Origin of the sequence: Geothrix rubra, from assembly GCF_030268065.1 — a bacterium.
In the GTDB taxonomy this organism is placed as follows: Bacteria; Acidobacteriota; Holophagae; order Holophagales; family Holophagaceae; genus Geothrix; species Geothrix rubra.
On the sequence record NZ_BSDD01000001.1, the window covers coordinates 54,730 to 79,492 of the forward strand.

Below are 24,763 nucleotides of genomic sequence, written 5' to 3' on the forward strand. Positions count from 1 at the left end.
ATTTGGCGCGGGGTTCTGCACCTTCGCGAGCTTTTCTCTGTGTCCTCCGCTTTTTCTTCCATGTCCTCTGAGTTCCAGCTTTTGAACCCGGGAGGGGACCCGATCTATGCTCTCCCCATGGACCAGCCCGCCTGCACGCTCCTCTTCCCCGGCCAGGGCACGGAGGCCGTGGGCATGGCGGCGGGCTGGGAGGTCCACGGGCCCTGGCGGGAGGCGCTGGACGAGGCGGAGGCCCGCACGGGGGCGCCCCTGCGTCGGCTCATGGCGGAGGGGCCTCTGGAGGCGCTGCGGGCCCAGCGCTGCGCCCCCTACGCCGTGCTGGCCCACTCCGTGGGGATCTACCGGACCCGCCGCGCCCTGGGGCTGCCCCTCCCCGTGGCGGCCACGGGCCACAGCATGGGCTTCTACTCCGCCCTGGTGGCCGCGGAGGTGGTCCCCCTGGCGGCGGCCCTGGACCTCATCACCGCCGTGGAGGATCTCAGCGAAGCCGCCTTCGGCTCCGGCGCCATGGGCATGGCCTTCCTCATCGGCGTGCCGGAGCTGGACCTGCGCGAGGTCCTGGCCGGCCTGCCGGACCTGGCGCTCTCCAACCGCAACGGAAGGGCCCAGTTCACCGTCTCCGGCCCCGTGGGTGCCCTGGAGACCCTGGTGGCCCATTTCCAGCCCACGGCCCTGAAGGCGGGGCTGCTGCCGGTCCGCCACCCGCTCCACGGCCCCCACATGGCGCCCCTCCTGCCGGCCCTGGCCCGGCGGCTGGCTGGAGTGGTCCCGGCGGCCCCGGCCTTTCCCCTGATCTCGCACTTCGACGGTCGCCTGATCCGGGAGGGCGCCGCCGCCTGGGACGAGGGCCTGGCCTCCGTGGCCCTGCCCGTGGACTGGCTCCAGGTGGTCCGCCGCCTGCGGGCCCTGGGCGCGCCCCTGGCGGAGTGCGGCCACGGCAGCCAGCTCTCGGGCCTCACGCGCTGGGCGGACCGGGATCTCTTCGTGGCCTCGCTGCAGCCGGCGCCATGATCCTCGACGGGCCACCACCCGCCTCTGATGGCCTCTGGCTGCTGGAGGGGGTTCCGCTCTCCGGCAAGACCACGCGCCTGCGGGCCTGGCGGGCGGCATCGGCCCACCCCGTGCTCTGGAGCGCCGAGGACCTGGCCTCCCAGCGCCTCTTCGAGCCCCTGGAAGCGCGCCACGGCCCCGAGTCCGTGGTGCCGTGGCTGGAGGGGCTGCTCGGCGCCTGGGAAGCCCTGTCCGCGGCCCGCGCCGCAGCGCCCTGGGACGGCTGGCTCCCGCCCTTCGCGGCGCACCAGGAGCGGTTCCACCTCAGCGCGGCGCTGGAGGGGGGGCTCGCGCCGGGGGCTTTCGAGCGGATCGAGGGGCGGCTGGCGGCCCTGGGGGCCCGGGGCCTGCTGTGCGTGGCCGAACCCGAGGACCTGGCCTTGCGGCTGGAGCGCAGCCTCCAGGAGCGGCCGCCGGCCTGGTCCCGCTGGCTGGAGCGCCGGTTCGGGGGCGTGGAGGGTGCCCTGGCGCGATTCGCCGAGCAGCAGGGCCATTTCCGGGATCTGGCTGGTAAAAGTCGTCTTTCCTGGTACACCTGCCGATAGAAAGTCCGCCCCACCCTTGCCATGATGGGAACTCTTCTACCACCCAGGCCCCCCATGCAGGCGTCCCCCCTCATCCTCGGCGAAGCGCTCGCGAACCGCTGCTCGCAGGTGCTCTACCGCTGCCTGGAGGAGGTGGGCAGCACCAAGGGCGCCCTCTACCTGCGCGTGCCGGGCCAGGGAGTCTTCGAGGTGGTGAGCTTCTTCGGCTGGCCCCGGGGCACCCGCCCGCCGGTGTCCATCCCGGAGGACCATCCCCTGGTGGTGCGCACCCACCGGGAGCGGCGCTCCTTCGTGGTGAACGACGCCTCGGACGCCCCCGAGCTGTCGGCCTTCGGCCAGGGCGGGGAGTGGCCGCGCTACCTCATCACGCCGCTCTACCTCATGGGCGACTGGGTGGGCCTCCTCATCCAGCGGGACCGCATCAAGGGCGGGACCTTCGACCGGGACCGGGACGAGCCGCCCACCCTGGCCATCTGCGAGGACCTGGTGGAGGCCCTCCGGGAGTTCCATCTGTACGGCTCCGCCCCCCGGCCCGCCCCGAAGGCACCCGGGCCCCTGCAGCCGAACCAGGTGCCCGAGGGGCTGCCCACGGCCTCCGCCATCATCGACGAGGTGGCGCCCGCCCCGGAGCGGCTCCTGCCGCCGCCCCCCGGTCCCGCCGCGGCGCCCCTCCATTCGGTGGATTCCACCCTCCACGGCGCGGGTCCCGGCACCCGCGAGCGCCTGTTCGGTTTCCACGCAGGCCAGGAGGGGTTCACGGCCCTCCCCTGGGAGGCGGACCGCACCCTCAGCGGCTGGGTGATGCCGCCCGTGAGCCCCGAGCGCAAGCGGGGCATGACGCCGCCGGAGCACCGGGCCTACTTCTGGGAGATCGCCGGGCTGCTCACCCAGATCCTCTCCACGGGCGCCGTGGCGCTGTGGATCGAGGATCCCGAGGAGATCCGGCCCATCCTGGCCTACAGCCAGTTCCCGCTGGCCACGGAACTCCAGCAGCAGATCCTGGCCCACGCGACCTTCCACCTGCCCAAGGTGCGGGAGCAGGACCTGCGCCTCATCACGCGGGTGGAGATGACCGACACTCCGGAGATGAAGGGGGTCTTCGCCACCTACATGCCCCTGCTGCTGAACGAGTCCACCGAGGGCCACGACCTGCTCATGGTGTTCCGGCAGGAGGACCAGTCCTTCTCCCTCACGGAGATCGAGGCCATCCAGCAGCTGGGCCGCATGCTCGGGCTCTACCTCCAGGAGGCCCGTCTCCACGAGCGCTACTACCACGCCTTCATCTCGGTCAGCCATCGCATCCTCCAGTCCAGCGAGAGCCGCCTGCCCACCCTGCGGCCCCACAGCCTCGCCACCGCCCGGCTGGCCCGGGACCTGGCGTTGCGACTGGACCTGCCCTCCGAGGAGGTGGAGGCGGTGAGCATCGCCGCCATCCTCCACGACGTGGGCACCCTGCTCCTGGACCCCCAGATGCTGGCGAAGGCCGAGCTGACTTCCGAGGAGATGAAGCGGGTCCGCACGCACCCCGAGCTGGCGGCGGTCTTCCTGAAGGACCTGCGCTTCCCCTTCGACGTGGTGCGCATGATCCGCCACCACCACGAGCGCTGGGACGGCTACGGCTATCCCGATGGGCTGCGGGAGACCGCCATCCCCATGGGCAGCCGCATCATCGCCCTCATCGAAGCCTACGAGGTGATGACGAGCGGGAAGAGCTACCGGCGCCCCCGGGGCTTCCGCCAGGCGCTCGACGAGCTGAGGAACGAATCGGGCACCCAGTTCGACCCCCGGGTGGTGGAAGCCTTTTTCGAACTCATGACACTGAAGGAGGGCAGGGGCTAGTACCCTGGGCCCGGAGCCTTCCATGCCCCGTCGTTCCGCCCAGCCCGTGGCTGCCCTCCCCGCCGGGAGGCGGCGTCAGCGCGGCTTCACCATGGCCCTGGCCCTGGCCATGATCGTGGTCATGGGAGTCATGCTGATGAAGGCGGAACCCTTGATTTCAGCCGAGATCCAGCGGGCCAACGAATCGGAGCTGATCTTCCGGGGCGAGGCCATCGCCGAGGCCATCCGGGTGTACTTCGCCAAGTTCCACAAGTACCCCGTGGACCTGGACGAGGTCATGAAGGTCCGCCCGCGGATCCTCCGGCAGAAGTACGCGGATCCCATGACGCCGGGCGGGGAGTGGGAATACGTCACCCAGGTGCAGGCCGGGGCCTCCGGCAGCACGGAGGGGCTCCCCATCGTAGGGGTGCGCAGCCACTGCACCAAGGACGCCATCCACATCTACCAGCACAAGACCCTGGTCTCGGACTGGGTCTTCACCGCCGATCCGAACCTGCTGGGGCTGGGCGGCGGGGGGCTCAGCGCGGATGACATCGCCAAGGGCAGGAAGGTCCTGGATCCCAACGCCAGCGCCCCGACCTCCAAGAAATAGTGGGCGGATTCTCCTGCGAGGCGGCATGAACCCGAAACGATTCACCGGCGCGGCCATGATCCTGGCGCTGGCCCTCACGGGGCTGCGGGCCGAGGATGTCCAGACCTGGGCCAGGGGCCTGGAGCGGCGGGGGGTGAAGGTCTCCGCCGGGCTCTGGGATGCCGCCACCGGCAAGGCCATCGAGCGGTACCAGGACGGCCTGGCCCTGGTGCCCGCCAGCACCACGAAGGCGGTCACGACCTACGCCCTGCTCAAGAGCTGGAAGCCCGATTTCACCCTGGACACGGAGGTCTGGGGGGACCTCCAGAACGGCACCGTGCAGGGGGACCTCGTCTTCAAGGGCGGGGGTGATCCCTTCCTCACCAGCGAACGGATCTGGCTGCTGGCCCACGCCCTGCGCCGGGCCGGCGTGGACCGCGTGACGGGCGGCATCCGCCTGGACCAGAGCGCCTTCGATGCCCAGACGGAACCGGAGGGCTGGGAGAACACCACCGCCGACACCCTGCCGCGCGTGCAGGCCCTCTCCGTGAACTTCAACCGGGACGACCGGGGCCGCATCGTGGGCGATCCGGACGGCCTCGCGCGGCGCACCCTCCAGGAGGTCCTCCAGGAGGCGGGCATCGTCTTCGAGGGGCGGCCCGCGCCGGCGCGGACCGAGCCCCGAAAACTCCTGGCCTGGCCCTCCCCGCCCCTCCGCGACCTGGTGCTGGACATCAACAAGTGGTCCAACAACTTCATGGTGGAGATGCTGGTCCGCGCCTTCGGCGAGGGCTCCTGGCCCCGTGGCGTCCGGCGCATCCAGGACTTCTACGCCACCACCTTCGGCCTGTCCGCCGAGGACATCCACATCACCGACGGTTCGGGCCTGAGCAAGGAGAACCGCCTCAGCGCCCGGACCCTGGCCATCGTCCTGCGGGCCGGGTACCACGACTTCGAGGTGGGACCCGAATACGTGGCCTCCCTCAAGATCATCGGCGGCGAGCCCTGGAAGCTGCGGATCAAGGATCCCAACCTGGCCCGCCGGCTGCGGGTGAAGAGCGGCCACCTGGACCGGGTGGACAGCCTCTGCGGCTACATCCAGATGCCGGACGGCCGGGTGCGCGTCTTCGCCATCCTCCTGAACGGGCCCGCCACGGACGAGGACATCTGGCCCCAGGTGTCCCGCTGGGCGAACTGAATTCAGGGAGGCCGCAAGGCGGCCGATGAGGTACCGGGGGAAGCCATGGCCCGGATCGCCATCGTGGACGACAGCCGTCTGGCCCGCGTGTTCGCGGCGGGGGCCCTGCGGGCGCAGGGCCACGAGGTCGTGGAGGTCGAGCCAGACTCCCTCTTCTCGGTGCTGAAGGTGTTGCGGGACGATCCGGTGGACCTGCTGGTCATGGACCTCCTCATGCCCGAGTGTCCCGGCGAGAGCCTGGTGCGGGCCTGCCGGGAGGATGCGGCCCTCCAGGGCCTGCCGGTGCTGGTGCTCTCCGCCCACCGGGACGACGAGGCGCTGCAGCGGATGCAGCAGCACGGCATCTCCGGGTTCCTGCTCAAGCCCCTGGAACCCGCCGCCCTGGTGGAGAAGGTGGCGGAGGCGCTTGCCGGTTGAGACCCTCCCGGGGATGCTGGTGGGATGGGCGGAACAGCGGGCGAGGCAGGCGGGGCACGGGGCTTGACGGCTGTGCTGGCCGGGGCCGTCCTCCTGGGCTTCGCGGCCATGCTGGTCCGCTGGTCGGCCCCGGCCAGCCCGCTGATCATCGGGTTCTACCGGATGGCCTTCGCCCTGCCCCTGGTGGCCTGGATGGGCTGGCGCGCCCGTCGGCCCGGGCAGGGCGCGGCCCGGGGCTGGGCCCTCCTGGCGGGCCTCTGCTTCATCGCCGACCTGTGGCTGTGGCACACCTCCCTGGAATTCACCAGCGCGGCCAACTCGACCCTGCTGGTGGGGCTGGCGCCCCTCTGGGTGGCCGCCATCTCCGTGCTGTGGCTGGGGACACGGCTCCGCAGGCGCTTCTGGCTGGGCCTGGCCTTCGCCCTGGCCGGGGGTCTGGTGCTGGGCCTGGCCAAGGGCGCCCGCTGGGGCACGGGCCGGGGCGAGCTGCTGGCGGCGCTGGCCTCCCTGGCCTATGCCTGCTTCACCCTGACCCTGGGCAGGGCCCGCCGTGAGCTCGCCGCGCCGGAGGCCCTGGCCTGGGTGGTCCTCTGCTGCACGGCCGGGTTCGCCCTGCTGGCAGGGGCGCGGGGCGAGGCCTTCCATGGCTTCCCCCCCCAGGCCTGGCTCTCCCTGGCGGCCCTGGGGCTGGTGGTGCAGGTGGCCGCCTGGTGGCTCATCACCTGGGGGCTGGGCCACGTGTCGACCAACCTCGGCGCCGTGACCCTGATGGTGCAGCCCGTGGCCACCGTGGGCCTGGGCTGGGTGCTGCTGGGGGAGGCCGTGCGCCCGCTGCAGGGCGCGGGCATCCTCCTGGTGCTGGCGGGCATCGCCCTCAGCGCCCTGAGCCCCCCGGCGCGGACCTGATCCCGGGAATACAGGGTTGGCAGGTCAGGGCAGGGTTGCTAATCTCGGCGGATTGCCTGAAAGGAGGCTGCGATGGCTGTGCTGACCCCGATCGCCGAGCCTCCGTCGAGTGGCGCCCTCCGGGGCAGGCCCTCCTTCGGCTGACGGGATGCCGGAGGCCGGGACCGGGCTCCGGAGGGTGTCGCACTCGATGATTCCCCCGAACCCGACCGTTCCGGTGCTTCCATGTCCCTCCGCGGAACCCTGCTTTCCCCCCTGCTCCTCCTGGCCCTGGGCCCGGCCCTGCCGGCCCTTGCCCAGGAGGCCGAGACCTGGAGCCTCCACGGCCAGGCCACCACGGTCACCCAGGGCCACGGGGCCTTCCCGTCGCCCTACGCCGGCGGGAACAGCCTCGAATCCCGGAAGGAGATCCGCACCTCGTTCACGGCCACGCTCTTCCTGGGGCGGCGGCTGTGGGAAGGCGGCGAGCTCTACGTGAACCCCGAGGCGGCGGCGGGGCAGGGCATCAGCCATGTCCTGGGGCTCGCGGGCGCCGCGAACGGCGAGATCTACCGCGTGGACAGTCCGGAGCTGAAGGCCTCCCTGGCGCGGGTCTTCCTGCGGCAGACCTGGGCGCTCGGCGGCGCCGCGGAAACGGTGGTTCCCGATGCCAACCAGCTCGGCGGGACCCGGAGCGCCCGCCGCCTCGTGCTGACCCTGGGCCGCTTCTCCGCGGGCGATGTCTTCGACCAGAACGCCTACGCCCACGATCCCCGCAGCCAGTTCCTCAACTGGGCCCTCATGGACACGGCCAGCTGGGACTACCCGGCGGACACCCGCGGCTACACCTGGGGCGCGGCCCTGGAGCTGGTCTGGGACGCCTGGGCCCTGCGGGCGGGCAGCTTCCTGGAGCCGAAAGAAGCCAACGGCCTGCTCTTCGACCACCAGGTCTCCCGCGCCCACGGGGACGTGGTCGAGCTGGAGCACGGGCACGAGCTCGGCGGCCTCGCGGGGCGGGTGCGGCTGATGGGGTACGCCAACCACGCCCGGATGGGCGACTACCGGAAGAGCCTGGAAGGGAATCCCGCCACACCCGATGTCACTGCCACGCGCCGCGCGGGCCGGATCAAGTACGGCTGGGGCCTCAGCGCCGAGCAGGCCCTCACGCCGGACCTGGGTGCGTTCCTCCGGGCCGGGTGGAACGACGGGCGCACCGAGACCTGGGCCTTCACGGAAGTGGACCGCACGGCCGCCGGAGGCCTGAGCCTGGCCGGGCCCCGCTGGGGGCGCCCGGAGGACCGGCTGGGGCTGGCGGCCATCGTCAACGGCCTCTCGCCGGACCACCGGGCCTACCTGGGGGCCGGCGGCTACGGGTTCATCGTCGGGGACGGCCGCCTGAACCCCGGCCAGGAGCGGATCGTGGAGGCCTACTACGCCTTCGAGGCCGCCCATGGCTTCACCGTCTCCCTGGACGCCGAACGGGTCGAGCACCCGGCCTTCAACCGGGACCGGGGACCCGCGTCCATCTTCGCCCTGCGGGTGCATGGGCAGTTCTGAAGGGGACGGCTACTCGGGCGTGAGGACGCCGCGCTCCTCGCGGTAGGCGAAGAGCTCGCCGAAACGGCCCCACGGGGCCCCCTCCGCGATCGCAAGCCGGAGGCGCCGCGGGAGCGGGAGCACGCGACTGACGTCGCGTGCGATCGGGGCGGTAGTCCAGGTGGGGCAGTGGAAAACCCGCCTACTCGGGCGTGAGGACGCCGCGCTCCTCCCGGTAGGCGAAGAGCTCGCCGAACCGACCCCACGCGACGAGGGTCTCGAAGGTCCGTTCGGGGTCCTCCATGGGCAGGCGGTGGTGCAGCTCGGAGATGAGCTCCTCGCGGCTCAGCTGGCCCTCGTGCATGTCGAGCAGGTCCGTCACCACGCGGAAGAGCTTGAGCTTGAGGAGCTGCTCCTTCCAGATCTGCTTGCGCTCCTCCATGCCGGCGCGGACGAAGCGCTGGCCCAGGGCCGTGAAGATGACGGAGCGCTTGGGCGTGTCCACGAACTCCAGCATCTCGGCGGATTTCACGGAGGCCAGCACCAGCTCGAAGGGCACGTGGGTGTGCGAGACCACCTGGAAGAGGTCGCAGGTGCCGCCCTGGGTCTCGAGGAATTCCAGCAGGCCCAGGATGTCGCCGCTCTGGGCGGAGGGCAGGGGCTCGGCCATGTCCGAGAGGAGGCTCGGCTCGGGGGCCGTGATCTCCACGTCCGGCAGCTCGGCGCTGGTGATGATGTCGTGGAGCTGGTCCACCAGCCGGAGGAACTCCGCGGAGCGCGTATCCCGGGGCCGGGGCAGGGGGTTCTCCACGATGGTGCGGACGCGGCCGGGGTTCGCCGAGAGCACCACGATGCGGTCGGCCATGTAGGCCACCTCCTTGATGTCGTGGCTCACCATCAGGATGGAGGAGGGGTTCCGCTCGGCGTCCACCCAGATGTCCAGGATCTCGGCCCGGAGGCCCTCCGCCGTGAGGGCGTCGACCTGGCTGAAGGGCTCGTCCATGAAGAGGATCTCGGGATCCACGCTGAGGGCGCGGGCCATGCCCACCCGCTGCTTCATGCCGCCGGAGAGCTCCCGGGGGTAGGCCTCCTCGAAGCCCTCCAGGCCCACCAGGGTGATGGCCCGGTCAGCCCGGGAGCGGACCTCGTCCTCGGCCAGGCCCTTGGCACGGAGCACGGTGCGGACGTTCTCCTCCACCGTCATCCAGGGATAGAGCGCGAAGCCCTGGAACACGATGGACACCCCGGGGTTCAGGCCCTCCAGGCGGTTGCCGTGGTACCGCACCTCGCCCTTGCTGGCCTCGATGAGGCCCGCGAAGATCCGCAGGATGGTGGACTTGCCGCAGCCCGAGGGGCCGATGAGGCAGAGCACCTCGTTGGGGCGGATGTCGAGGTTGATGTCCTCCAGCACCCGCAGCAGGTTGCCGCCGCCGCGGTCGAAGAACTTCTGGACGCCCTTGAGTTCGCAGATCGGGGCTTCAGACACCATGGGGCACCTATTTCGTCAGGGAGTAGCGGGTGGCGGCGAGCTGGTAGCACGGCTTCCAGACCAGGCGGTTGAAGGTCACCACCAGGCTGGACATGAGGATGACGCCGGCGGCGAGGAGGGGGAGGTCGCGGTGGTAGGCCGCGGCGCTTACGGTGGAGCCCAGGCCCCAGGTGGTGAGGGTGTGGCCCTTGTACTCGGCGTACTCGGCCACGATGCTGGCGTTCCAGGCGCCGCCCGCGGCGGTCACCCAGCCCGTCACCAGGTAGGGGAAGATCGAGGGCAGGTAGAGCGCCTTCATCCGGTGCCAGCGGGACAGGCGGAAGCTGGTGGCCGCCTCCCGCAGGTCGCCGGGGATGGCCATGGCCCCCGCGATGACGTTGAAGAGGATGTACCACTGCGTGCCGAGGAGCATGAGCACGATGCAGCCGTAGTTCAGGCCCACGCCGAAGGTGGCCAGGATGCCGATGACCACCGGGAAGAGCATGGGGGCGGGGAAGGAGGCCGCCACCTGCACCACAGGCTGGAGGACCTTGGAGAGCCGAGGCGAGAGGCCGATGGCCAGGCCCGCGGGCACGGCCCAGAGGGTGCCCAGGAGGGTGGAGATCAGCACCCGGCTGAGGGTGAGGCCCCCGGCCTTGGCCAGGTCCCACCAGCGGGCGCCGGGGATGGGCCGCAGGAAGGCCACCAGGCTGACGGCGGACCAGGCGGCCAGGGCGAGCAGGGCCAGGAGGCCCGCGTTCGCCAGCCAGCGGCCGCCGCGCAGGCGGAGGGACGCGGCCGGCCCGCCCCCCGGCTTGGGGGGCTGCGGGTGGACCGTCGTCTTCCGGTGGACGCGCCGGGCCTCCAGCCAGCGGATGAGGCGGGAGCGGCGGAACAGCTTCAGCAGCCAGCTCCGGGGCGCCTCGCCCTGGGCCGTCTCCTCCACGCGGAAGCGCTGGGCCCAGACCACCACGGGCCGCCAGAGCACCTGGTCGAGGAACACGATCATGGCCACCATCGCGAGGATGGCGTAGGCCATGGCAGGCACGTTCCCCTGCTCCACGGCCACGCTCATGTACGAGCCCAGGCCCGGCAGCCGGAAGTCCTTGTCGCCGAGCTTGAAGGCCTCCGTGATCATCAGGAAGAACCAGCCGCCGGCCATGCTCATCATGCTGTTCCACACCAGGCCCGTGGTGCCGAAGGGCAGTTCCACCCACTTGAAGCGCTGCCACCAGTTGAACCCGTAGACCGTGGCCGACTCCTGCATGTCCAGGGGCACGGACTTCAGGGAGTGGTAGAGGCTGAAGGTCATGTTCCAGGCCTGGCCCGTGAAGATCATGAGCACCGCGGCCAGTTCCAGCCCCAGGTTGCTGTGGGGGAAGATGGCCACCAGCGCCAGCACCAGGCCGGGCATGAAGCCCAGCACGGGGATGCTCTGGAGGATGTCCAGCAGGGGGATGAGCAGCTTCTCCGCCCGGCGGTCCTTGGCGGCCCAGAAGGCGTAGACCAGGGTGAAGCCCAGGCTGATGACGTAGGCCACCAGGCCCCGCATCATGGAGAAGAAGGTGTACTTGGGCAGGGCCCAGGGGGAGAGGTCGATCTCCACGAGGGGGCGATGCACGCCGGTCCACTGGCGGCCCATCATGACGAGGCCGTAGAGGATGGCGGCGCCGGCCACGAGGACCAGGAGGTCCACCCAGCGGCGGCGCTTGAAGGGAAGGAACAGGGCGTTGGCCTGTCCCCACACGGTGTCGAGGAAGCGATGGATCATGGCCGGTCCGGAGGAGGGGATGCGCCGCGCCGATGCAGGCCGCCATCCCGGTCAGGGGGCGGGGGAAAGGGGAGCCGCGGGAGCCGCCTCAGCGGGCGGCGCGACTCGACGGAGGTTCAGCGAGGTCGGTCTGTCGTCCCATCGCAACCTCCTTTCCGGCGCCAGGGCCAGAGGCAGTCTGCCTTCCCCGGCCTGGAGGGGTCAACCCGGTTTCTCGGAGCCTTCCGCTTCATTCCCGCGGGCCTTCGCGTCACCATGGAGCCCCTACCTGGAGGAGAGACCGTGCCGGAGCCCCCCTGTGGCCACCTCTGAGGAGCGGCTGCTGGCCCTGGCCGTGGCCCGGGGCCTGGTGGAGCCGGCGGAGGCCCGGGGGGCCAGCCTGGACGATCTGGTGTCCTCCGGCCGCCTGACGGCCGCGGAGCGCGACCTGCTGGAGGAGGACCTGGAGACCTTCTCGGACACCCACTGGTCCATGGACATGACCGGGCCCGCCCCGGAGGGCTCCGGGGGGGGCGAGGCGCCCACCTGGGCGGGCCTCTCCGAGGCCAACTCCGAGGCGATGGCCGGGATCCGGGCCTCCAAGGCCGAGGGCCTCTTCCGGGCAAAGCGGGTGGCCCACTGGGGGCGCTACGAGTCCCTGGAGCTGGTGGGCGAGGGGGGCATGGGCCGCATCTTCCGGGCGGAGGATCCCAAGCTGCGCCGGGCCGTGGCCCTCAAGCTCCTGCGCCGGGATGACCCCGAGCTGCTCCAGCGCTTCCTCCAGGAGGCCCAGCTCCAGGCCCGGGTGGACCACCCCAACGTGTGCCGGGTGTACGAGGTGGGCGAGTGGCGGGGCCAGCCCTACATCGCCATGCAGTACGTCCGCGGGGAGTCCCTGCGCGAGGCCGGGGCCGGCCTGCCGCGGGAGACCCTGCTGGAGCTGATGGTGCAGGTCTGCGAGGGCGTGCATGCGGCCCATCGCGTGGGGCTGGTCCACCGGGACCTGAAGCCAGCCAACCTCATGGTGGAACGGACGGAGGAGGGCGGCGTCCGGGCCTGCGTGCTGGACTTCGGGCTGGCCCGGGGCCAGGAGGGGGGCGGCGTCACCCAGACCGGCCACGTCATGGGCACCGTGAGCTTCATGTCCCCGGAGCAGGCGCGGGGCGAGTCGGGCCAGCTCGACCGCCGCTCCGATGTCTACGCCCTGGGGGCGACCTTGTACACGCTGCTGGCGGGCCGTCCGCCCTTCGAGGGCGAGGGGCTGGACTGCATGGCCCGCATCGTGAAGGACGATCCCGTGCCGCTCCGGCGGTTCGTGCCCGACCTTCCGGCGGACCTGGAGACCGTGGTCCTCACCTGCCTGGAGAAGGACCCCCGTCGCCGCTATCCCACCGCCCGCGCCCTGGGCGAGGACCTGCACCGGATCCTCGACGGGGAACCCATCCAGGCCCGGCCCCTGACCCTGGCCGAGCGCGTCCTCCGCTGGGCGCGGAAGCGCAAGGCCGCCGTCACGGCCGGCGCCCTGGTCTGCCTGGCGGCCCTGGCCTTCGGCGGCTTCGCCGTCCGCGAGCGCATCCGGTCGCGGGAGCAGACCGCCTACGCCCAGCGCTTCGCCCAGGAGGCGGAGCGCATCGAGGCCCTGGCCCGGTACCTCCGCCTCCAGCCTGCGCGGGACCTCCGCACGGACCAGGCCGATCTCCGGGCGCGGGTGGGGGGCCTCCAGGCCGAGGTGCAGGCCGCGGGTGCCCTGGCCGAGGCCCCCGGCGCCTACGCCCTGGGGCGCGCCCACCTCGCCTTGGATGAGCCCGCCGAGGCGAAGCGGGAACTGGAGCGGGCCTGGTCCCTGGGGTTCCGGACCCCGGAGGCGGCCCACGCCCTTGGGCGCGCCCTGGCAGCCCTCTACCAGGCGGAGGTGGGGAAGGCCTACGCCCTGCCGGACCCGCAGATGCGGCAGCGCCGGATCGCAGAGCTGGACCGCACCCTGCGGGAGCCCGCCGCGACCTGGCTGCGCCAGGGGGCCGCCGCCTCCCTGGAACCCCCGGCCTACCGCGAGGGCCTCCTCGCCCTCATGCAGGGGGATCCCCGCCGGGCCGTGGACCTGGCCCAGCGCGCCCAGGACCAGGCCCCCTGGTTCTACGAGGCCCTGCGACTGGAGGCCGAGGCCGAGATCGCCCAGGCCCACGCCCAGCAGGACCCCCGGCTGGCCGACACCCTGCTGGCCCGGGCCGGTTCCCTGCTGGCCCAGGCCGAGGCCCGCGCCCCCTGCGACGTGGACCTGCTGCGCCTGGAGATGCGCCAGCGGCAGGAGGCCGTGGTCCTGAACTGGCAGACCGAGGCGGACCCGCGTCCCCTCGTCCAGGCGGAACTCGAGGTGGCCGACCGCTGGGCGCGGCTGGAGCCCGCCGCCGCCCAGCCCGTGGCCTGGCGGGCCCGGGCCTGGGCCGAGGAGGCGCGCTACCTGTCCCAGCGGGATCGGGAGCCCGATCCCTGGCTGACCCAGGCAGACCAGGCTTCGGCCGAGGCGCTCCGCCGGGATCCCCGGGACCTGGACGGCCTCACGGCCCGTGCGGCGGTGCTGCGGACCGAGGGTTTCCGCCTGTTGAACGAGGGCGAGGATCCCAGCGGGAAGTTCAAGGAGGCCGTCCAGGTGGCGGATCAGGGCCTCCGGCTGGACCCCTCCCAGATCATCCTCATGAACATCCGGAGCGCGGCCCTGCTCACCTGGATCCGGGTGATGGGCATGCGGGGGACCTATTCCCGCCCGGAGGTCCTGCCCTTCCTGGAGGAATCCCGGCGCCTGGCCCAGGCGCATCTCTCCGAGCCCTACTACCAGGGCAACCTGGGCGGCCTGGCTCAGGCCATGGCCACGGCCGCCCTCTACATCGGCGGCGATCCGCGTGCTGAAGCCCGGGAGGCTGTCCTGGCCTACGGGGAGGGCCTGAAGGCCCAGCCACACCACGTCGGCTTCCACCGGGGCGTCCTCATCGGCCTGGCGGACCTCGCCATGGCCCAGGCCCGGGATGGGGAGGATCCAGGCGAAGCCGTGGCGGACGCCCGCCGGGCCTTCCAGACCGCCCGCGGAGCCGGGGCCCCGCTCCAGTCCCTCGCCCCCTACCTCACCCAGGCCCTCACAGCGGAGGCCACCTGGAAGGCCTCCCATGGGGGCGATCCCCGGTCCGACCTGGATGAGATCGACCGTCTCGCGCCCCTGCTGGCCCACCCCGAGGAGGAACCCGACGTGGTGGCCGGCGTCTGGCTGAAGGCCCTTGCCCTCAGGCTCCAGGTCGGTCCTTCCGCGCCGGCGGCCGGGGCCCGCGAGGAAGGCCGCCGCCTGGCAGCCTTCCTCGCCCGCCAGGGCTCCTCCGATCCCCTCGCCTGGGATGGGCTGGCCGCCTTCGAGCGCGCCTGCGGAAACAGGGAGGCGGGAGCGAAGGCCCTCGCCCGGGTGAAGGCCCTCGATCCCGCCTGGCGTGATTTCTAGCCGTTGATGACGTTGATGGTGTGCTTGCAGAGGAAGGCGGGCGTCGTGCCGTCCTCCTTGGCAAGGTTCCAGAGGCGCTCGACGAGCTCGGGGGTCATGAGGATGTCCTGGCTCTTCCCGATGAGCTTGGCGGCCTGGGGGAAGCGGCGGAGGAAATCCTCCCGCGTCATGCGCTTGCCCTCGGCGGGGCCGCCCTTCTCGTAGAACTTGCCGAGGACCTTCACCCCGCGGTCGCTCCAGGCCAGGGCGTCGCACTCGATGGGATCCAGCGTGTGGATGCGCGAGGTGCCGTCGGGCATGAGGACGTTCAGGGTGATGCCCGTGATCTTGGGGCGCTTCGGGGTCGTGCGGGTCGCCATGGCGTCTCCGGAGGGGGGTGGGGGAATCGGGGGCCGGGCTCAGGGTCGGGGCACGGCTTGGAGGAGCTGGGCGATGGCCTGGTCGGTGGTGGCGCCGTCGGCCTCGCTCTCGAAGGTGAGCAGGAGGCGGTGGCGCAGCACGTCCGGCGCCAGGTCCACCACGTCCTGGGGCAGCACATGGTCGCGGCCCTGGAGGAAGGCCAGGGCGCGGGAGGAGGCCTGGAGCGCGAGGGAGGCCCGGGGGCTGGCGCCGCAGCGGAGCTGCTCCTTGCCCTTCCAGGGCTTGCCGTGGCCGGGGCGGGTGGCCTGCACCAGGCGCACGATGTAGCCGCGGATGGCCTCGTCCAGCCGCACCTGTTCGGCCTCGGCGCCGGCGGCCAGCAGGATGGCGCCATCCACGACGGGATGCACCTGGTCCCCGGTGAGGTGGGCGCGGCGCAGCACCTCGATCTCCTCCTCCTGCTTCGGGTAGTCCACCCGCAGCTTGAAGAGGAAGCGGTCCATCTGGGCCTCGGGCAGGGGGAAGGTGCCCTCCTGCTCCAGGGGATTCTGGGTGGCCAGCACGAGGAAGGGATCCGGCAGGCGGAAGCTCTCCTCGCCCAGGGTGACCTGGCGCTCTTCCATGGCCTCCAGCAGGGCGGCCTGCACCTTGGAAGGGGCGCGGTTGATCTCGTCGGCCAGGAGGAGGTTCGCGAACACCGGTCCCTTCTTCGGCGTGAAGGTGAGGGCCTTGGGATCGAAGACGAGGGTGCCCACCACGTCGCTGGGCAGCAGGTCCGGCGTGAACTGGATGCGCCGGAAGCTGGTGTGGCTGGCCGCCGCCAGCGTCTTGATGGTGCGGGTCTTCGCCAGGCCCGGCAGGCCCTCCAGCAGCACGTGGCCGCGGCAGAGCAGGGCGACGAGCAGGCGGTTCAGCAGCAGGGGCTGGCCGACGATCACCTTGCGGCATTCGGCGAGCAGGGACTCGAGGGCGGCGTTGGATGCGTTGGGCATGGTGCGACCATTCTGCCCCGCGGGCTCGGAACCTGGGAACCCGCAATCCGAGGAACCTGCGTCTGGGCCCCCGGGGGTTTACCATGGGGCACGTCCCCGGGTGAGCCGTGCTCCGACCCGCCATGACACCGGTCCCAGGAGACCACGCGGTGCGATACGTGGGGGACCGGCTGCGGGTGGACCTCGCCCACCCTGCGCCGGGCCAGCCGGGCTGGCGGGCCTACCTGCGCACCAACCTCACCCGCGGCGCCCGGGCCCGGGAGGAGATCCTCGCCCTGGCCGGGACCGTGCCCGAGGCCCAGACCTTCGCCGGGGCCGCCTGGCGGGACCTCCCGCTCCATGCCGAGGAGGGGGGCTGGTCCCTGGACCTGGCCCTCACGGAAACGGGCCACTTCCGCGCCAAGGCCTACGCCGTGGACCTGGCCGGGCGCCAGCACTGGCCGGAGGGGGACGACCTGGGGGTGAGCGTCCTGCCGGACCGGCTGCGTACGGCCAACCTGGTGTACTGCGCCTTCCCCCGCATGTTCGGCGCCGGCCGCGCCCTGCGGGAGGCCCGGGATCCGGCCCGGGAGGCCGCCTGGGCGGAGCTGGACGCCCAGGGGATGACGGTGATCCCGCCCTCCGGCACCCTGCGGGACCTGGCGGCCTGCCTGCCCCACATCTTCGACACCCTGGGCTGTCGCATCCTGCACCTGCTGCCCGTGGGCCCCGTGCCCACCACCTTCGCCCGCCTGGGCCGCTTCGGCAGCCCCTACGCCCAGCTCGACCTCACGGCCATCGATCCGGCCCTCGTGGCATTCGACCGGCGCACCACGGCCGTGGACCAGTTCCGGGAGCTGGCGGACGGCGTGCACCTCCGCGGCGGCACCCTGCTCCTCGACATCGTGGTGAACCACACGGGCTGGGGCTCCCGGCTGATGGAGACCCATCCGGAGTGGTTCCTCCGCGACCCCGACGGCCGCTTCCACAGCCCCGGCGCCTGGGGCGTGACCTGGGGGGACCTGGTGGAACTGTCGGGCGGGCCGCCGGCCTTCTGGGAGACCGTGGCCGAAGCCCTGCTCACCTGGTGCCGCCGCGGGGTGGACGGTTTCCGCTGCGACGCGGGCTACATGGTGCCCCTGGAGGTCTGGCAGTACCTCGGCGCCCGGGTGCGCCGGGAGTTCCCGGACTGCCTGTTCCTCCTGGAGGGCCTGGGCGGGGCCTGGGAGACCACGGAGCGGCTGCTGGGCGAAGGCGGCATGCAGTGGGCCTACTCCGAGCTGTTCCAGAACCACGCCCCCCAGGATGTGTCGGGCTACCTGGACCACTGCCTCCGCCAAGCGCCGCGCCTGGGGCCCCTGGTCCACTACAGCGAGACCCACGACAACGACCGCCTGGCCCTGCGGGGCCCGGTCTGGTCCCTCATGCGCAACCGCCTCAGCGGGCTGGCCAGCCAGTGCGGGGCCTACGGCTTCAGCGCCGGGGTGGAGTGGCTGGCGCCGGAGAAGCTGGATGTCCACGAGGCCCGCGGCCTGGCCTGGGGCGCCGAACCCAACCTGGTGCCCGAGCTGGCGGCCCTGAACCGGCTGCTGGCCGACCATCCCTGCTTCTTCGACGGCGCCCAGGTGGCGCGGCTGAGCCCGGACGACGCGCCGGTGTTGGCCCTGGCCCGCCGGTCCGGCGAGGGCCTGGACCACTGCCTGGTGCTGGTGAACCTCGAGGCGCGGGAGGCCCGGGACCTGGATCTGGCCGCGGCCGACTGGACCGCCCTCGGCGCCCCGGCCCACGACCTCCTGGGCCCCCCGCCCGGGCTGCAGCGGGTGGAGGGCCGCGTGCGGTTCACGCTCCAGCCCGGGGCCGCCCACTGCCTGGCCCCCCAGCCCGTGCCGCAGGGGCTTGCGGGCGAGGCCTACCGCGCCCGGCGGGCCCAGGCCGCCTGGGCCGTCCAGCGTCTGGCGGAGGCCCTGCCCGCCGAGGCCATCGGCCCCTGCGACTGGCGCTGCCTGGCCGAGCGGGTGGATCGGGATCCGGCCGCCTTCCTCGCCGCCCTCACGCGCCTGGATCCCGCCCGGGCCACGGGGGACCTGCTCGCCGCCCTGGACGCCGCCTCGGCTGGGGACCGCTACCCGCCCGTGGTGGCCTGGGGGCCGGCGGACACCGCCCGCAGCGTCCCCGTGCCGCCGGGCCACTGGGTGCTCGTGGCGGACGACCTGCCCTTCTCGGCCACCCTCCGCCAGGCGGGGCTCCTGGACCTGAACCTGCGCTCGATTCCCGCCGCCGGCCGGCACTGGGCCGCCCTGCCGCCGCGCGGCCCGGACGGAGACGGGGAGGCCGAGCTCCACCTGGACCGCTTCGGCGAGGCGGGGCCGCCGGTGTGCGGGACCTTGCGCTTCTGCGCCGGCCTCCCGCGCTTCCTGGGCCACGGGGAACGGGGCCTGGCCCTCCTCACCAACGGGCGCGGGGGCATGGCGCGGCTCCACGCCGACCTCGGCGCCATCGGCTCCAAGTACGACTGCCTGCTGGGCGCGAACCTCCATCCGGACCTGCCCTGCGACCGCCACGTGCTGGCCAAGCGGCTCCGGGCCTGGGTCATCGCCGACGGTTTCCTCACGGCCCTCGGCGCCGACACCCTCGAGCGCTTCGAACCGGGCCCCCCGGCCCGCTGGGTCTTCCGGGCCAACGCGGGAGACGGCCGGAGGGTGCCCATCGGCCTCGACGCGGAGATGCCGTCCGGCCGGAACGCCGTCCTGCTGCGGTTCACCCGGGGAGCGGGGAAGGGCGCCCTGCCGGAGGGCTGCCGGGTGGACCTCACGGTGCGCCTGGACCTGGAGGACCGCGGCTACCACGAGGAGACGACCTGCAGCGGGGTCCTCGACGCCCACTTCCAGGCGAGCACCGGGGTCCTGCCGGACCGGCCCGGGTTCCGGTTCCGGCCGGCGCCTGGCCGGGAACTGCGGGCCTGGTGCGAGGGGGGCATCTACCATCCGGAGCCCGAATGGAGCCTCCGCATCCCCCATCCTGTGGAGGCCGCCCGGGGCATGGCGGCCCAGGGCGATGCCTGGAGCCCCGGCTGGTTCGAGCTGCCCCTGCCGGCGGGCGGGGGGCTGTCCATCGTGGTGGATGCCGAGTCGCGGGAACCCGCGGCCGCCGTGCCGGGGACCGCTGCGCGGCCCGCCCGCGGGCCCGAGGAGGACAGCTTCGGCCGGCAGCTGGAGACGGCCTGCGCCGCGTTCCTCGCGCGCCGGGGAACGGGCACCACCGTCATCGCGGGCTACCCCTGGTTCCTGGACTGGGGCCGGGACACGCTCATCGCCGTCCGCGGGCTCCTGGCGGGGGGCTGGCACCGCGAGGCCCTGGACATCCTCCGCACCTTCGGCGCCCTGGAACGGCGGGGCACCCTGCCCAACCGCCTGGCGGCCGCCGACGACGCGGACCGCGACACCTCGGATGCGCCCCTGTGGTTCGCCCTGGCCCTGGAGGAGGCCTCGATGGCCCTGGGCCCGGATGTCCTCGCCGCGGACGCCGGCGGACGCAGCCTGCTCTCGGTGCTGCGCAGCGTGGCGGAGGGCTACCTGGCGGGCACGCCCAACGGCATCCGGGTGGATCCGGCCTCGGCCCTGGTGTGGAGTCCCGCCCACTTCACCTGGATGGACACGGACCACCCGGCCGGCACGCCGCGGGAGGGCTATCCCGTGGAGCTCCAGGCGCTGTGGATCCGCCTCCTGCGCCAGCTGGCGCACCTGGGCGTTCCCGCGCAGGGCGAGGGCTGGGACACCCTCGCCCTGCGCGCCGAGGCGGCCCTGGACCGGTTCTGGCTGCCCGCCGTCGGCTGGTACGCCGACCTGCTGGCCGCACCGTCCGGGACGCCGGCCGCCCGGGCGGCGCCCCAGGACCACCTCCGCCCCAACCAGCTGTTCCTGGTGAGCCTGGGGCTCCTCCAGGGCCCGCGGGCCCGGCGGATGGTGGCCGCCGCGGGCCGGCACCTGCTGGTGCCCGGCGCCCTGCGCAGCCTGGCGCCCCTGGCGGTGGCCTGTCCGCTTGAGATCCGCGACGGCGCCGGCCGCCCGCTGAACGATCCCCTGCGGCCCTACTGGGGCCGGTACGAGGGCGACGAGGACACCCGGCGCAAGCCCGCCTACCACAACGGCACCGCCTGGGTCTGGCTCCTGCCCACCTACTGCGAGGCCCTGGCCGCGGCCTGGGACCACGCCCCGGAGGCGGTGGCCGCGGCCCGGGCCCTGCTGGGGAGCCTGGAGATCCCCCTCGCCGAGGGCTGTGTGGGGCACCTGCCGGAGCTGCTGGACGGCGACGCGCCCCACGCGCAGCGGGGCTGCGACGCCCAGGCCTGGAGCGTCACGGAAGCGCTGCGGGTGTGGCGCCACCTTTCGGAGGGCCTGTGGGCGGAGACACCGTGACGGACCAGGACCGCTTCCCCCCGTGGCTGGGGCCGCTGGACCACCACCTGCTGTCGGAGGGCACGCACCGGCGCGCCTACGAGAAGCTGGGGGCCCATCCGGCGGTGCTCGACGGCGTGGCGGGCACCGCCTTCGCCGTGTGGGCGCCCAGCGCGCAGCGCGTGAGCGTGGTGGGGCCCTTCAACGACTGGGACGGCCGGCGCCATCCCATGCGGTCCAGCGATTCCGGCGTGTGGGAGCGGTTCGTGCCGGACGTGGGACCCGGCGACCTCTACAAGTTCGAGCTGACGGGGCCGCGGGGCGAGCCGCTGGCCCTGAAGGCCGATCCCTTCGCCTTCCGCTGCGAGGTGCCGCCCCGCACGGCCTCGGTGGTGCACGGCCTGGGCGGGTACGCCTGGGGCGACGCGGCCTGGATGGGGGCCCGGGGCCGCGTGCCCATCCACCGGGCGCCCTTCAGCGCCTACGAGGTGCACCTGGGCTCCTGGCGCCGGCGCCCGGACGGGCGGTACCTGAACTACCGCGAGATCGCCGAACAGCTCATCCCCTACGTGACGTACCTGGGCTTCACCCACGTGGAGCTGCTGCCCGTGAGCGAGCACCCCTTCTACGGTTCCTGGGGCTACCAGCCCCTGGGGCTCTTCGCGCCAACGGGCCGCTACGGGACGCCGGAGGACTTCAAGGCCTTCGTGGACGCCTTCCACCAGGCGGGCCTCGGGGTGGTGCTGGACTGGGTGCCGGCCCACTTTCCGGAGGACGCCCACGGCCTCACCTTCTTCGACGGCACGCACCTCTACGAGCACGCCGATCCCCGCCAGGGCCGCCTCGTGGACTGGGGGACCCTGGCCTACAACTACGGACGGCGGGAGGTGCAGACCTTCCTCATCGCCAACGCCCTCTACTGGCTGGACCAGTTCCACGTGGACGGCCTGCGGGTGGATGCCGTGGCCTCCATGCTCTACCTCGACTACAGCCGGAAGGAGGGCCAGTGGGTGCCCAACCGGCACGGGGGGCGGGAGAACCTGGAGGCCGTGGCCTTCCTGCGCCGGCTCAACGAGGCGGTGTACGCGGAACATCCCGATGCCTTCACCATCGCGGAGGAATCCACCGCCTGGCCCATGGTCTCCCGGCCCACCAGCGCCGGGGGGCTGGGCTTCGGCTTCAAGTGGAACATGGGCTGGATGCACGACACCCTGCTCTACTTCTCCCGCACCATGCTGCACCGGCGCTTCCACCACGACGAGCTGACCTTCAGCATGCTCTACCACGGCACGGAGAACTACGTGCTGCCCCTCTCGCACGACGAGGTGGTGCACGGGAAGCGGAGCCTCCTCGGCCGCATGCCGGGCAGCGACTGGGAGCGTCTCGCCAACCTGCGTCTCCTGCTGGCCTGGACCTTCGCCCACCCGGGCAAGAAGCTGCTCTTCATGGGCACGGAGCTGGGCCAGGAGCGGGAGTGGAACCACGCCACGGCCCTGGACTGGGAGCTGCTGGACCGGCCCGACCACAAGGGCATCCACGATCTGCTCCGCGACCTCAATGCCCTCTACCGGGCGCGGACGTCGCTCCACGAAGGCGACTGCGAGCCAGGGGGCTTCTCCTGGATCGAGGCCGGCGACCGGGCCAACAGCGTGCTCTCGCTGCTGCGTCTCGGTCCGGCGCCCGGCGACCTCACGGTGGTGATCCTCAACTTCACGGCCCTGGTGCATCGCGACTACCGGGTGGGCGTGCCCGTCCCCGGACCCTTCGAGGAATGCCTCAACACCGACGGGCCGTCCTACGGAGGGCAGGGCTTCCTGAACCCCGGGAGCCTGCGCCCTGAACCCATCCCCCTCCACGGATGCCGCCAGTCGATCCGGCTCACCCTTCCGCCCCTCGGCGCAGTCTTCCTCCGGCCCACCGGAGGGGGAGTAGAATAGGCGCCCCACCTTCGGACCATCGAGGCTCAGCCATGGAACCCCTCCGGCAGAAGCTCGAACGACTCACCCAGAACCTCTGGTGGACCTGGCGGCCCGAGGTGCGGTCCATCTTCCGGGACCTGGACCTCGAGCTGTACCAGCGCGCCCACCGCAACCCGATCTCCGTGCTGCGCCAGATCGACACACGGCAGATGGAGAACCGGGCCATGGAGGTGGACGTCCCCGCCCGGATCGACCGGGCCCTCCGGCAGCTGGACGAGTACCTCCACCCCGTCACCACCTGGGGCCTCTTCCACGCCGGACCGCTCAGCACGCGGCCCGTGGCCTACTTCTGCGCGGAGTTCGGGATCCACGAATCCATCCCCATCTATTCCGGCGGCCTCGGCATCCTGGCGGGCGACCACCTCAAGGGCGCCTCGAACCTGGGCGTGCCCCTGGTGGGCGTGGGACTGCTCTACCACCAGGGCTACACCAGCCAGGTGCTGGACGGCACGTTCTGGCAGCAGGACGTGCTGGAGCCCTTCGACCTGAAGGATCTTCCCCTGCGGCCCTCGCTCACGCCCAGGGGCGAGCCCGCCCGGGTGGGGGTGGAGATGCCGGGCCGGACGGTCTGGGCCCAGGTGCTCGAGGCCTGCGTGGGGCGGGTGCGGCTCCTCCTGCTCGACACCCGAGATCCGGCGAACAGCGAGACGGACCAGGCCCTTGCGGCCCGCCTCTACGGGGGCGACCAGCGCATGCGCATCGAACAGGAGCTGATGCTCGGGGTCGGCGGCGCCCGGGCCCTGCGGGCCGTGGGGATCACCCCCAGCGTGTTCCACCTGAACGAGGGGCACACCGCCTTCGCGGTGCTGGAGCGGGCCCGCCACCGGGTGCAGGCCGACGGCCTCGACCCCTGGGCCGCCCTGAAGGAGGCCGCCGCGGCCACGGTCTTCACGACGCACACCTCGGTGGACGCGGGCCACGACCGGTTCCCGGCGGACCTGGCGGAGGAGCACCTGCGTCCCCTGGCCGAGGGATTGCGGCTTCCCGTCCAGGACCTCATGGCCCTCGGCCGGGTGAACCCGGCGGATCATGGCTCGCCCTTCATGCCCACGGTGCTCGCGCTCCGGCAGTCCAGCCGGGCCAATGGCGTCTCGGCCCTCCACGGCGTGGTGTCCCGGGCCATGTGGACCAGCCTCTGGCCCGGGCGGCCCGAAGCCCAGGTCCCCATCGGCCACATCACCAACGGCGTGCACGTGTCCACCTGGCTGGCCACGGAGATGGACCAGCTCTTCGAGGCGCGCATCGGCACCAACTGGCTGGACGGCATGGTCCACCCCGACCTCTGGACGAGGATCGAAGGCGTCGACTCGGCCGAGATCTGGGAGATCAAGCAGGTGCTCAAGGCGAGGCTGGTCCGGTTCATCCGCGGGCGCGTGGCGGCCACCCGGGCCCACCAGGGGTTGCCGCCCGTGGACCCGCCGCCCCTCGATCCCGACGCCCTCACCATCGGCTTCGCCCGCCGCTTCGTCCCCTACAAGCGGCCGGACCTGCTCTTCACGGATCCGGACCGCCTGGCGGCCCTGGTGAACCATCCCACCCGGCCCGTGAACCTCATCTTCGCCGGCCGCGCGCACCCGGCGGACCAGACGGGGAAGGCCCTCATCCAGAAGGTGAACCGCCTCCTGGAGGATCCCCGCTTCCGGAACCGGATCGTCTTCGTCGAGAACTACAACATCCACGTGGGCCGCAACCTCTACCAGGGCGTGGACGCCTGGCTCAACAACCCGGTGCGCCCCCTGGAGGCCTGCGGCACCAGCGGCATGAAGGCGGTCCTGAACGGCGCCCTCCACATCTCGGTGCTGGACGGCTGGTGGGCGGAGGCTTTCGATGGGCAGAACGGGTTCGCGATCGGCAGTGGCGAGTCCCACGCGGACCCCGAGATCCAGGACCGGCGTGACGCGGAGGCCCTCTTCCGGGTGCTGGAGGAGGAGGTGGTGCCCTGCTACTACGACCGCGACCCCGCCGGCGTTCCCAGGGCGTGGGTGAAGCGGGTGAAGCGCTCCATCCGGACCCTGGCCTGGCGCTTCAACTCCGACCGCATGGTGATGGACTACGTGCGGCACTGCTACCTGCCCGCGGCGGTGGCGGCCTCCTGCCAGATGCCGCCGGCTTAAGAGTGCCTAACAAAACCCCCACAAGGCCGCGCGAGGGCCGCCGGGCGAGCGAGGCGAGGAACGCGAGGGAGGCTCCGGCTCCACGAGCCGCGGGCGAGTGGGAGGCACGCAAAGCGTGCCGTCAGACGGAGGGCGTAGCGGCATCGCCCCTCCACCTGACGGGCCCTGCCTCGCAGGGCCCTCCCGCTCGCAAGCTCGCGGAGGT

At 72.6% G+C, this 24,763-nt stretch carries 15 protein-coding genes and 1 pseudogene; 12 read left to right on the forward strand and 4 right to left on the reverse strand.

Features of this window, described 5'->3' with window-relative positions; genetic code table 11:
- Nucleotides 1–117 precede the first annotated feature (117 nt).
- The 8 genes from QSJ33_RS00210 (at nt 118) to QSJ33_RS00245 (ending at nt 8,062) form a co-directional block, all read left to right on the forward strand.
- Nucleotides 118–1,011 (forward strand): ACP S-malonyltransferase, encoded by an 894-nt coding sequence (locus tag QSJ33_RS00210; RefSeq protein ID WP_285721990.1) that lies wholly within the window; start codon nt 118–120, stop codon nt 1,009–1,011.
- Nucleotides 1,008–1,595, forward strand: a complete 588-nt coding sequence (locus QSJ33_RS00215) for a hypothetical protein (protein ID WP_285721992.1) — start codon at nt 1,008–1,010, stop codon at nt 1,593–1,595. The genes QSJ33_RS00210 and QSJ33_RS00215 overlap by 4 nt, the downstream gene beginning before the upstream one ends.
- Nucleotides 1,596–1,649: 54 nt before the next feature.
- Nucleotides 1,650–3,434 (forward strand): HD-GYP domain-containing protein, encoded by a 1,785-nt coding sequence (locus tag QSJ33_RS00220; protein WP_285721994.1) that lies wholly within the window; start codon nt 1,650–1,652, stop codon nt 3,432–3,434.
- 22 nt (nt 3,435–3,456) lie between these two features.
- Entirely contained in the window at nt 3,457–4,026 is a 570-nt protein-coding gene (locus QSJ33_RS00225; protein ID WP_285721995.1) for a type II secretion system protein, read from the forward strand.
- Nucleotides 4,027–4,051: 25 nt separating this feature from the next.
- A complete protein-coding gene (locus QSJ33_RS00230; RefSeq protein WP_285721997.1) occupies nt 4,052–5,203 on the forward strand; it encodes a D-alanyl-D-alanine carboxypeptidase/D-alanyl-D-alanine-endopeptidase in 1,152 nt (383 codons plus the stop codon).
- 45 nt (nt 5,204–5,248) lie between these two features.
- Nucleotides 5,249–5,620, forward strand: coding sequence for a response regulator (locus QSJ33_RS00235; protein WP_285721999.1), 372 nt, complete (start codon nt 5,249–5,251; stop codon nt 5,618–5,620).
- A gap of 63 nt (nt 5,621–5,683) precedes the next feature.
- Nucleotides 5,684–6,526 (forward strand): DMT family transporter, encoded by an 843-nt coding sequence (locus QSJ33_RS00240; protein WP_338001138.1) that lies wholly within the window; start codon nt 5,684–5,686, stop codon nt 6,524–6,526.
- Between the two features lie 225 nt (nt 6,527–6,751).
- A complete protein-coding gene (locus QSJ33_RS00245; RefSeq protein ID WP_285722000.1) occupies nt 6,752–8,062 on the forward strand; it encodes a carbohydrate porin in 1,311 nt (436 codons plus the stop codon).
- A 181-nt stretch (nt 8,063–8,243) separates the two neighbouring features.
- On the opposite strand, the gene QSJ33_RS00250 is transcribed toward QSJ33_RS00245, so the two are convergent.
- Nucleotides 8,244–9,530: an ABC transporter ATP-binding protein gene (locus QSJ33_RS00250; RefSeq protein ID WP_285722001.1), complete on the reverse strand. Its 1,287-nt coding sequence runs from the start codon at nt 9,528–9,530 to the stop codon at nt 8,244–8,246.
- 7 nt (nt 9,531–9,537) lie between these two features.
- The gene (locus QSJ33_RS00255; RefSeq protein ID WP_285722003.1) at nt 9,538–11,280 is read right to left on the reverse strand and encodes an ABC transporter permease; all 1,743 of its coding nucleotides are present in this window, start codon (nt 11,278–11,280) and stop codon (nt 9,538–9,540) included.
- 298 nt (nt 11,281–11,578) lie between these two features.
- Here QSJ33_RS00255 and QSJ33_RS00260 point away from each other — a divergent pair, with 298 nt between their 5' ends.
- Nucleotides 11,579–14,740 (forward strand): serine/threonine-protein kinase, encoded by a 3,162-nt coding sequence (locus QSJ33_RS00260; protein WP_285722004.1) that lies wholly within the window; start codon nt 11,579–11,581, stop codon nt 14,738–14,740.
- Here the strand turns inward: QSJ33_RS00260 and QSJ33_RS00265 are convergent.
- Together QSJ33_RS00265 and QSJ33_RS00270 are read right to left on the reverse strand one after the other, a co-directional pair.
- Entirely contained in the window at nt 14,737–15,099 is a 363-nt protein-coding gene (locus tag QSJ33_RS00265; RefSeq protein WP_285722005.1) for a hypothetical protein, read from the reverse strand. The two genes, QSJ33_RS00260 and QSJ33_RS00265, sit on opposite strands and share 4 nt — an antisense overlap.
- A 39-nt stretch (nt 15,100–15,138) precedes the next feature.
- Nucleotides 15,139–16,092, reverse strand: coding sequence for an AAA family ATPase (locus QSJ33_RS00270; RefSeq protein ID WP_285722006.1), 954 nt, complete (start codon nt 16,090–16,092; stop codon nt 15,139–15,141).
- Nucleotides 16,093–17,495: 1,403 nt separating this feature from the next.
- Between QSJ33_RS00270 and QSJ33_RS00275 the strand changes: the two are divergent.
- The 3 genes and pseudogenes from QSJ33_RS00275 to glgP all read left to right on the forward strand — a co-directional run.
- A pseudogene (locus QSJ33_RS00275) lies at nt 17,496–20,381 on the forward strand (amylo-alpha-1,6-glucosidase); the annotation flags it as partial.
- The gene (glgB, locus tag QSJ33_RS00280) at nt 20,270–22,402 is read left to right on the forward strand and encodes a 1,4-alpha-glucan branching protein GlgB (protein ID WP_420801371.1); all 2,133 of its coding nucleotides are present in this window, start codon (nt 20,270–20,272) and stop codon (nt 22,400–22,402) included. The pseudogene QSJ33_RS00275 and the gene glgB, both read left to right, overlap by 112 nt.
- Before the next feature lie 32 nt (nt 22,403–22,434).
- Nucleotides 22,435–24,558, forward strand: coding sequence for an alpha-glucan family phosphorylase (glgP, locus tag QSJ33_RS00285; protein WP_285722011.1), 2,124 nt, complete (start codon nt 22,435–22,437; stop codon nt 24,556–24,558).
- The last annotated feature ends 205 nt before the right edge of the window (nt 24,559–24,763 follow it).

Bases quoted from the DNA above. Each gene is read 5' to 3' on its own strand.
- QSJ33_RS00210 (WP_285721990.1), top strand. From the start codon at position 118: ATGGACCAGCCCGCCTGCACGCTCCTCTTCCCCGGCCAGGGCACGGAG.
- QSJ33_RS00215 (WP_285721992.1), top strand. From the start codon at position 1,008: ATGATCCTCGACGGGCCACCACCCGCCTCTGATGGCCTCTGGCTGCTG.
- QSJ33_RS00220 (WP_285721994.1), top strand. From the start codon at position 1,650: ATGCAGGCGTCCCCCCTCATCCTCGGCGAAGCGCTCGCGAACCGCTGC.
- QSJ33_RS00225 (WP_285721995.1), top strand. From the start codon at position 3,457: ATGCCCCGTCGTTCCGCCCAGCCCGTGGCTGCCCTCCCCGCCGGGAGG.
- QSJ33_RS00230 (WP_285721997.1), top strand. From the start codon at position 4,052: ATGAACCCGAAACGATTCACCGGCGCGGCCATGATCCTGGCGCTGGCC.
- QSJ33_RS00235 (WP_285721999.1), top strand. From the start codon at position 5,249: ATGGCCCGGATCGCCATCGTGGACGACAGCCGTCTGGCCCGCGTGTTC.
- QSJ33_RS00245 (WP_285722000.1), top strand. From the start codon at position 6,752: ATGTCCCTCCGCGGAACCCTGCTTTCCCCCCTGCTCCTCCTGGCCCTG.
- QSJ33_RS00250 (WP_285722001.1), bottom strand. From the start codon at position 9,530: ATGGTGTCTGAAGCCCCGATCTGCGAACTCAAGGGCGTCCAGAAGTTC.
- QSJ33_RS00255 (WP_285722003.1), bottom strand. From the start codon at position 11,280: ATGATCCATCGCTTCCTCGACACCGTGTGGGGACAGGCCAACGCCCTG.
- QSJ33_RS00265 (WP_285722005.1), bottom strand. From the start codon at position 15,099: ATGGCGACCCGCACGACCCCGAAGCGCCCCAAGATCACGGGCATCACC.
- QSJ33_RS00270 (WP_285722006.1), bottom strand. From the start codon at position 16,092: ATGCCCAACGCATCCAACGCCGCCCTCGAGTCCCTGCTCGCCGAATGC.
- glgP (WP_285722011.1), top strand. From the start codon at position 22,435: ATGGAACCCCTCCGGCAGAAGCTCGAACGACTCACCCAGAACCTCTGG.